We start from the raw sequence: 8406 nt of genomic DNA on the forward strand, positions 1-8406 counted from the left end.
GCGCTTGCGCTTTTCTTATTGTACTTTTTCTGTAATGATTTCCTCAAGGTCACTCCAATTTACGATCCGTGGTATGTTTAAGTGACGATTATAGGATTGATCGCGAAGAAAAATTTTAATGGATTCGTTTAATAATGTATTTAATACTTCTGGTTTATCATCAAAGTAATAATCAAGCTTTAATTTTTTTATGATTTCTACTTTTTCATGATCCTGCATTCCGTAAAAAAATCTTTCATCTTGAACGGGAAAACCGTTTTCTTTTAACCAAATCTTCGTTCGTTCACCATGTTCTTTAGGTCTTGCTGTTATATAGTATATTTCGTGCCCGTTCTTCTCCAGTTGTTGTAAAGTTTCAACAGCCTCAGGAAAGGCTGGACATGACGTATAATAAATTTCTTCTAATGAATTATTCCACATTTCTTTCCCTTGTAGATCAGTCAATCCAAAAGGTTCATGTATTTCAACTCTTTTTAAGTTATGAAAAATTTCAATTGGAACATTCTGATTCAACCTTTTATTATAGATATTAAAAGCATGTTCTCGTAGATTGATTAATGTATCATCAATATCAAAACCAAATCTCATCACATAATTCCCTCTTTTGAATAACTTGGATAGCCAATAAATTTATAATCTTTTCCAATTTTAATGATTGAAGTGTCCAATAGATCAACTGCATCTACCATTTTCTCTATTCCTGTACCTTCGAGGAAGGTTGGTGCATGCTTTCCACCAATTAATTTTGGTGCAAAGTATAGGATGACTTTATCAATACAATTATTCTCTAGGAAGGATGCATTAATAGTCCCTCCTCCTTCAATTAATACAGAAGAGACCAGGTTCTCACCTAATATTTGGACCACCTCATTAGGATCTACTCTTTCTAATCCATTGGTGACAAAAACTTTAACCCCTAAAGAATTTAACGCTTCCGCTTTTGCCTCGTCATAATTCTTGCTTGTAAAAATCCACGTTTCTGCAAGGTTATCGGTGACAACCTTTGACTCTAAAGGAATCTTTAAAGTTGAATCTAGAATTACCCGAATAGGATTTCTCCCATTTGGGATCCTCGTCGTTAATTCAGGGTTATCTTCTATTACTGTATTTACACCTACAAGTATCGCCATATTTTCATTACGAAGATGATGGACATCCGTCCTTGATTCTGCCGAAGTAATCCATTTACTATTTGAAGTATGTGTGGCAATTTTTCCATCTAAGGTAACCCCTGATTTTAAAGTGACAAATGGCTTTTTCTCAACAATAAACTTATTGAACACTTCATTCATCCTTTGGGATTCCTCTTGTAGAACTCCAATAATCACTTCGATTCCAGCATCTTTTAGTATTTTGACACCATTACCTGCAACTACAGGATTAGGGTCAAGTGTAGCGATCACCACTTTTTTAATTTCTGCCTCAACGATTGCGACAGCACAGGGGCCTGTCCTGCCATAATGGGAGCATGGTTCCAAAGTCACATAAATGGTCCCTCCCTTTGCCGCTTCACCAGCCATACGTAGTGCGTGAATCTCAGCATGCGGCTCTCCTGCTTTTAAATGAGCACCGATTCCGACTACACGGTTATCATTCACTATTACGGCTCCTACAAGTGGATTGGGGTCAGTTTGGCCTTTCATTGCTTTGGCATTTTTTAAAGCTAAATCCATATAGAATTCATGATTAGTCATTTGGACAAGTCTCCTTATCTTTTAAATGACCCGAACGTCTAATTTTTGTCTGAAGGTACTTTTCGTTATACTCAGATACATCACCCCACAAGGGCTTTCGGCCCGAGACCTCTAAACCAGAGCTTTTTAAGGCTTCCAATTTTTTCGGATTGTTTGTCATAAGTGTTACAGGTTTTGATCGTAATGCTTTAAGAACTAAAATCGCATCTCCATAATTTCTTGAATCATCAACAAAACCAAGACCTTCATTCGCTTCAACTGTATCATAACCGTTTTCTTGAAGAACATAGGCCATTGCCTTGCTAAATAAACCAATCCCTCTTCCTTCATGGTTAGCTAAATAGAATAACGCTCCTGTACCATGTTCTGAGATCATTTTCATTGACTGTTTTAATTGGAAACCACAATCACACCGTTTGCTCCCAAAAATATCCCCTGTATGGCAAATCGAATGGAATCTTATAATTGCATCGTCTCCATATTCAAAATCTCCGTATACTAACACACTAGATTGTTGGAACTCCGCTAAATTAGCCGAAGATAATTTTTCAATAATTCTTTCAAAATCCTCAGTTACTTCATCACAATTCAGCCAGCAGTACCACTTAAAAACGACCGTTTCACCATATAAATTAACTGGAAGCCGAATCGGACCGACTAAATATATCGCTCCTTTTTGTGATTTAATTAATTTAATTTTGTCTTCTAAAACAGAAAGCACATTAGGGCTTAGCGTTTGTTTCATCAAATTTATCCCCTTTTTAGCATAGTGTTCACTTCAGTAAACAATTTATATTCATGAAATGATTTTCCTGTCTTCTATTGTCCATAAATAAAAAATAGGCTATCTTGATAGTACAAGATAGCCTAAAGAAATTACAAATATTTACGATGTACCCCTTTCCCATCATAGGAGAACAACATTTTTCTTTCTTCAATCATCGATTCGATATGGACAGGCCTTCCCCAAAGCTGCTGGATATATGGAAGTACTTTTTCGAGATATTTAACATCAAGTTCGACACCCTCATACCAATGCTTTAAATATAGTTCACCATTTTTTAAATAATCTCCATCATTAACCGTTATATAAGGGAAACCGCCATTTACGCGCATATTTACAAGCTGATCGCGAACCTGTTCCCATTGTTTATCGACTATTTTGTAGTCCCTGCCTTGTTTTTGGAAAAGATACATATCTTCTCGCATGACAAGGTCCTTATTTAGATAGTTTCGCAAGAAGGAAATATCAGACTCTACTTCACGAACTTCAAATATCTTTTCTCTTCCAGACCCTGGTATTACTCCCCTTCGAATCATATCTTCTGTTGGATTATTGTACCGCTCCTCAATATCCTCAAAAATCTTGATTCCAAGGTAATATGGATTGATTCCTGTTTTGGAAGGCTGCACCACACCGGCATTCAATTTAGCAAATTCGATGGCTTCTCCACTGGTTAAATCCATTTCTCTTAGTATCCGTTGATGCCAAAAAGAAGCCCAGCCTTCATTCATGATTTTTGTTTCAAGTTGCGGCCAGAAGTAAAGCATTTCCTCCCGCATCATTGTCAAGATATCTCGCTGCCAATCGGTTAACTCGCGACTATAGGTTTCAATAAATAATAATAAGTCCTTTTCTGGTTTAGGAGGAAATTTCCGTTTCCTTGGTTGATTCGTTTCCTTTTTATCCTTTTCATCTAATCCCCATAGATCATCATAGGGCGTTGCCATATGAATTTCATGTTCATCATCTGACTCGTCATCTCCAATAGACCAAGATAACTTTGGTCTCATCAATGATGGGTCAATATGTTCATCGATGGCCAATACCGCGTCAAGGAAGGTCTCTACCTCCTTTTTGCCGTATTGAATTTCATATTGATGAATCCTTTCAGCCGTAGCTGCCATACTTTCGACCATATCCCGCTTCGTATTTTGAAAACGAACATTATTCTTAAAGAAATCACAGTGTGCTAAAACATGGGCAACAATTAATTTATTTTGAATAAGGGTGTTTGAGTCAAGCAAGAAAGCATAGCACGGATTGGAATTGATAACTAATTCATAAATTTTACTCAAGCCTAAATCATAATGAAGTTTCATTTTGTGAAATTGCTTTCCGAAGCTCCAATGTGAAAATCGGGTTGGCATACCATAGGCCCCAAATGTATAAATAATTTCAGCAGGGCAGATTTCATAGCGCATGGGATAAAAATCCAAACCAAACCCGGTTGCGATTTCAGTAATTTCACTGATCGCATATTCCAGTGCATTACGTCCTTCCACATTCATTTGCCATTCCCCCTTTTCCTCTTACCACAATGTATGAAGTAAAAAGGGGAATGATGAAACAAGATAGAAAAAACAATAGGCAAGTATGGATTTAATTTGATATTTTTTTAGCCTCTTTCGCTATTTTTATCCCTACATTTCGATTTCGTTTCCATTCCTTTTGAAAAATCGATAAGGGTGGATTGGTTTCACCCACCAAGTAACCTATTTCGATTGTCAGCGCCGGCCGATGATAAGTCGTGATAAACCAATCGGTGAATCCGCCGCCCATTGCATTTTGGTCCGGCACTGCTAATTTATAACCAGTTATTTTCGATATTTTCTTTGCCAACCGTTTATCCCGTTTCAAATTTTCCCCATTTTTATAGTTCCAATAAATTTCTCTTCCCGCTGTGTGATAAGCAATGGCGATCGTAGGGTCAATATCCTTAATAAAATTTGTAAGGCATCTTACTTCTTTGGATTCCAGAGGTTCTTTCCCTTTATAGAATTTATACCACGGAGAAGCTGGTTCTCGATCGAGACTTTCCCATCCTGCTGGATATTGCCTGTTCAGGTCAATTCCCAAGCCATTAGCTTTCCATCGTTTGAAATCTTTTGATCCATCATTCATCTTGACCAAAAGCCGCTGATGTTTAGATGGGAAACTTTTCAAATCGTTCTGTTGGATAGTTACACCATCAGGATTTAACATAGGTACAAACCAAATGGAGACATCATTGAAAATTTGATTGGACTTGAATCCTAAAAAGGTTCTTTCATTATATGTCGATGCATAAGACTCAAGCATTTTCATCAACATGAGACTAGTCATCCATTCTCTTCCATGATGAGAACCAATTAAGACAACATTTTTCTTACCTGTTCCTAGCTTGATTGCCCAAATATCACGACCAAAGTGGGATGTACCGATTGATTGGATTTTTAATTTTTCTTTATATTTTTTGTTTATTTTTGAAATGTCATCTTCTAACATCTCAAAACTATAAGGTTTATTGCCTTTAACACTTTTTGCGCTTGTCACATTTTCCTGCTGAATTGTAAAAAAAACGAAGATACAGATTATAATTTTAGCCATATGACCTCCACTAACTTAATTATGCAGGTAAATGTTGAAAACAGCGTAAATAGTGAATGTCCAACATTTTCTGTGAAAGTTATCGTCAAAATATCATACAATAATCTCAACTCCTAATAAGGAGGAGATAAAAACAAATGAATAAAATGGATTATGATCGAGCGTTGTATTATACACATCGTTCTGAGTGGGATAATTTGCTGATTTTAATGGTACGAACAAAAGACCAATTTTTATCTAAAAGAATCGAACAATTCCTGCATGCTTACAATTTCGAACGTGATTACACGGTAATTGAAACAAAACTGTATAACCTGCTGCGATACATTGACCATGCGAATGAAACCGTAGAAGCTGACCCTAATGAGATACCGATGTATAGTCTTTCCTAATTTAACAAGTGAATGCAAATGAAATTGAGAAATTTTTTACTACCGGACCAAAGAATTCCACCACAAAAAAAACACGGCTTCCACAAGTGGGGAGCCGTGTTTTAAAACTGTCTTATGATTTTAGTTACGCGATCGGATATTGTTGAGCGAACGGGTGTAAAATGATTTCATCAATCATCATATACTTTGGAGCAGATGCCATGTACACAACTGCGTTTGCAATATCTTCTACCTTGAGCCAGTCCTTTTTCTCTGGCAATCCTTGAGTGGATTCAGCAAAATACGTATCAACCATACCTGGATTAACCGTACCTACACGAATTCCATATTCACGAACTTCTTGAGCCACTGAACCAGAGAATCCTTGAACAGCATATTTTGTTGCCGTATAAGCTGCACCATTCGGGATTGTATAACGTGCTACGTCAGAAGAAATGTTTATAATCGTTCCTGATTTTCGGCTTTTCATATGTGGTAAGACAGCCTTTGTCGCTAAGAATACACCTTGTACATTTACTTCAAATACCTTTTTCCATTCTTCTAAGGATACTTCCTCCGTTAACTTAAAGAAGCCGACACCTGCATTGTTAACTAGAAGATCTATGGAACCATATGTTTTAATTGTCTGTTCAACAACAGCCTTCATATCTTCTTCTTTTGAGACATCCGCCTGTACAGGCAATACATTTACATAACCCATTTTTTTTAGATCTTCAGCTGTTTCTGAAATCTGTGAAGAACTTCCCACAATCGTTAATTTCATTCCTTGCTCCGCCAGTTTTACGGCAATTTCCTTGCCAATTCCTCTAGAGCTGCCTGTTACAATGGCAATTTGGTCTTTAAGCATTTTCTCTTCCTTTCATGATGAAGTTCTTAGTTAGTTTAGGAAGGCAATTAAATTTCCTGAACCAATTTCATTTTATTGTCAACTAACGCCATAAAATCATTTTCAATGGCTTTTAGTTTAGCATTGCTTTCTTCTAAACTGTTACTATTGACACCAAAATAGAACTTCACCTTTGGCTCTGTGCCAGATGGACGTAAACAAACCCATGAACCATCCTGGAACGTATACTTTAGCACATTCGATTTTGGTAAATCAATCGTTTCTAGCCCTTTGTCCGTTACACGAGTACTTGCTAAATAATCCTCCACAGTGGATGCAGCTAATGTTCCAAGTCTTGTAATTGGTTCCGCACGGAAAGATGCCAATAACTGTTGAATCTTCTCTGCACCTTCCTTGCCCTTTAAGGTTAGAGAGCGAAGGCCTTCTTGGTAATATCCATACTTTTCAAATACCTGTACTAACCCATCATAGAGGGACATACCCTTTTTCTTATAAAAAGCACAAACTTCCGTTGCTAAGAGAGCAGCCTGTACCGCATCTTTATCACGTGCAAAATCACCAATTAAATATCCGTAGGATTCCTCATATCCAAATAAAAATTTACGATTGCCCGCTGCCTCATATTGATTGATTTTTTCAGCGATAAATTTAAACCCTGTTAACACATCAACTGTTTCTAATTGATAAGCTTCAGCAATCTTCCGGCCTATTTCCGATGTAACGATTGTTTTTAAGACCACTCCATTTTCTGGAAGAATCCCTTTTTCCTTTTTCTGGGTAAGGATGTAATCCAGTAATAAAGCACCAGTTTGGTTACCAGTGAGAACTACATATTCTCCCTCAGGATTTAAAACAGCGATCCCTAAACGATCAGCATCAGGGTCTGTTGCAATTAAAAGGTCAGCGCCGATTCTTTTTCCATCACGAATCGCTAATTCAAAGGCAGCATGTTCTTCAGGGTTAGGACTTTTTACCGTTGAAAATTCTGGATCCGGAAGTTCTTGTTCTTTGACGATCGTTACATTCTCATATCCCAATGCTGAAAGTGCAGCACGGACAGGCTTATTAGCAGTTCCATGTAATGGAGTAAAGACGATTTTGATATCGGTTTCTTGAGCAAGGGATGGATTCTCAGATATTGTTAATAGTTTCTCCGTATAGGCTTGGTCAATTTCCGATCCAATTGTTTTAATTAATCCTTTTGCTCTTAATTTTTCTTCACTATCAATCTCAATCAATAATTCATTTTCAATCTCATTTACCTTGGCAATCACTTCGTCCGCTGCATCAAGTGGCAGTTGGCCACCATCAGACCCATAAACTTTATAGCCGTTATACTCAGGGGGATTATGACTTGCGGTAATCACAATGCCTGAAAAAGCATTCAAGTATCTTAGGGCAAAAGATAATTCAGGAGTAGGTCTTAATTCATCAAACACATATGTTTGTATACCCTGTGTAGCCAATGTTTTTGCAGCCTCCAGTGCAAATTCTGGAGATTTATGGCGTGAATCAAAAGCAATGACAACTCCACGTTGTTTTGCTTTAATTCCATGGTTTTCTATGTATGCTGCCAGCCCAGCTGATGCTTTGCGAACAGTATAAAGGTTCATTCGGTTGGTGCCTACCCCAATTTCCCCACGCATACCACCGGTACCAAATTCTAAATTTTTATAAAAAGCCTCTTCTACTTGCCTTTCATCCTTCATCAATTGTTTTAATTGATCTTGTAATTCAGTATCCAATCCATCAAATTCCATCCAACTTCTCGCTGTCTTTTTCCAGTCCATAGGGATCTCCTCCAAATTCTGTCTACTGTTATTGTTTCTAATTTCGACTATGTTACTCCTTTAAAAATCTCATGAAATTAAACGACAATTTTCGCAGAACTACATTTAATCAGTTCTTTTTCTATATTACCTCAAAAACCACTATTATTAGTAGAAAAAAAAATAAAAGCCCGCATGTGCAGACTTTTACTTACTTATATTAGTAACTCATTATCAGCTTTAGAATAGATACTTAACATGGGAATTCTAATATTTTTTGCTTCCTCAAAATGTTCATATTTGAATGGAAACAGTAAACCAAACTCCGTTAATG

8 protein-coding genes are annotated in these 8406 nt (G+C 37.0%); 1 reads left to right on the plus strand and 7 read right to left on the minus strand.

The window, feature by feature from the left end:
• Nucleotides 1–15 precede the first annotated feature (15 nt).
• The 5 genes from V7659_RS03160 to V7659_RS03180 form a co-directional block, all read right to left on the minus strand.
• Entirely contained in the window at nucleotides 16–588 is a 573-nt protein-coding gene (locus tag V7659_RS03160) for a 5' nucleotidase, NT5C type (protein WP_335453152.1), read from the minus strand.
• Nucleotides 588–1694: a bifunctional diaminohydroxyphosphoribosylaminopyrimidine deaminase/5-amino-6-(5-phosphoribosylamino)uracil reductase RibD gene (gene ribD, locus V7659_RS03165; protein WP_335453054.1), complete on the minus strand. Its 1107-nt coding sequence runs from the start codon at nucleotides 1692–1694 to the stop codon at nucleotides 588–590. Before ribD ends, V7659_RS03160 begins: the two co-directional genes overlap by 1 nt.
• Nucleotides 1687–2439 (minus strand): GTP cyclohydrolase II, encoded by a 753-nt coding sequence (locus tag V7659_RS03170; RefSeq protein ID WP_335453051.1) that lies wholly within the window; start codon nucleotides 2437–2439, stop codon nucleotides 1687–1689. Before V7659_RS03170 ends, ribD begins: the two co-directional genes overlap by 8 nt.
• Before the next feature lie 131 nt (nucleotides 2440–2570).
• Nucleotides 2571–3986, minus strand: a complete 1416-nt coding sequence (locus V7659_RS03175) for a SpoVR family protein (protein WP_335453048.1) — start codon at nucleotides 3984–3986, stop codon at nucleotides 2571–2573.
• Between the two features lie 91 nt (nucleotides 3987–4077).
• A complete protein-coding gene (locus V7659_RS03180; protein WP_335453045.1) occupies nucleotides 4078–5064 on the minus strand; it encodes a M14 family metallopeptidase in 987 nt (328 codons plus the stop codon).
• A 137-nt stretch (nucleotides 5065–5201) separates the two neighbouring features.
• Here V7659_RS03180 and V7659_RS03185 point away from each other — a divergent pair, with 137 nt between their 5' ends.
• The gene (locus V7659_RS03185) at nucleotides 5202–5456 is read left to right on the plus strand and encodes a YhdB family protein (protein ID WP_026565946.1); all 255 of its coding nucleotides are present in this window, start codon (nucleotides 5202–5204) and stop codon (nucleotides 5454–5456) included.
• A gap of 124 nt (nucleotides 5457–5580) precedes the next feature.
• Here V7659_RS03185 and V7659_RS03190 read toward each other — a convergent pair whose 3' ends face one another.
• Both V7659_RS03190 and V7659_RS03195 read right to left on the minus strand, forming a co-directional pair.
• The gene (locus V7659_RS03190; protein ID WP_335453042.1) at nucleotides 5581–6303 is read right to left on the minus strand and encodes an SDR family oxidoreductase; all 723 of its coding nucleotides are present in this window, start codon (nucleotides 6301–6303) and stop codon (nucleotides 5581–5583) included.
• Nucleotides 6304–6350: 47 nt separating this feature from the next.
• Nucleotides 6351–8093, minus strand: a complete 1743-nt coding sequence (locus V7659_RS03195; RefSeq protein ID WP_335453038.1) for a phospho-sugar mutase — start codon at nucleotides 8091–8093, stop codon at nucleotides 6351–6353.
• Nucleotides 8094–8406: the final 313 nt, after the last annotated feature.

Source organism: Neobacillus drentensis (assembly GCF_036966985.1).
Taxonomy (GTDB): Bacteria; Bacillota; Bacilli; order Bacillales; family Cytobacillaceae; genus Neobacillus; species Neobacillus drentensis_E.

Coding starts and splice junctions, on each gene's coding strand:
- V7659_RS03170 (WP_335453051.1), bottom strand. CDS start 2,439: ATGAAACAAACGCTAAGCCCTAATGTGCTTTCTGTTTTAGAAGACAAA.
- V7659_RS03185 (WP_026565946.1), top strand. CDS start 5,202: ATGAATAAAATGGATTATGATCGAGCGTTGTATTATACACATCGTTCT.
- V7659_RS03195 (WP_335453038.1), bottom strand. CDS start 8,093: ATGGACTGGAAAAAGACAGCGAGAAGTTGGATGGAATTTGATGGATTG.
- ribD (WP_335453054.1), bottom strand. CDS start 1,694: ATGACTAATCATGAATTCTATATGGATTTAGCTTTAAAAAATGCCAAA.
- V7659_RS03190 (WP_335453042.1), bottom strand. CDS start 6,303: ATGCTTAAAGACCAAATTGCCATTGTAACAGGCAGCTCTAGAGGAATT.
- V7659_RS03180 (WP_335453045.1), bottom strand. CDS start 5,064: ATGGCTAAAATTATAATCTGTATCTTCGTTTTTTTTACAATTCAGCAG.
- V7659_RS03175 (WP_335453048.1), bottom strand. CDS start 3,986: ATGAATGTGGAAGGACGTAATGCACTGGAATATGCGATCAGTGAAATT.
- V7659_RS03160 (WP_335453152.1), bottom strand. CDS start 588: ATGAGATTTGGTTTTGATATTGATGATACATTAATCAATCTACGAGAA.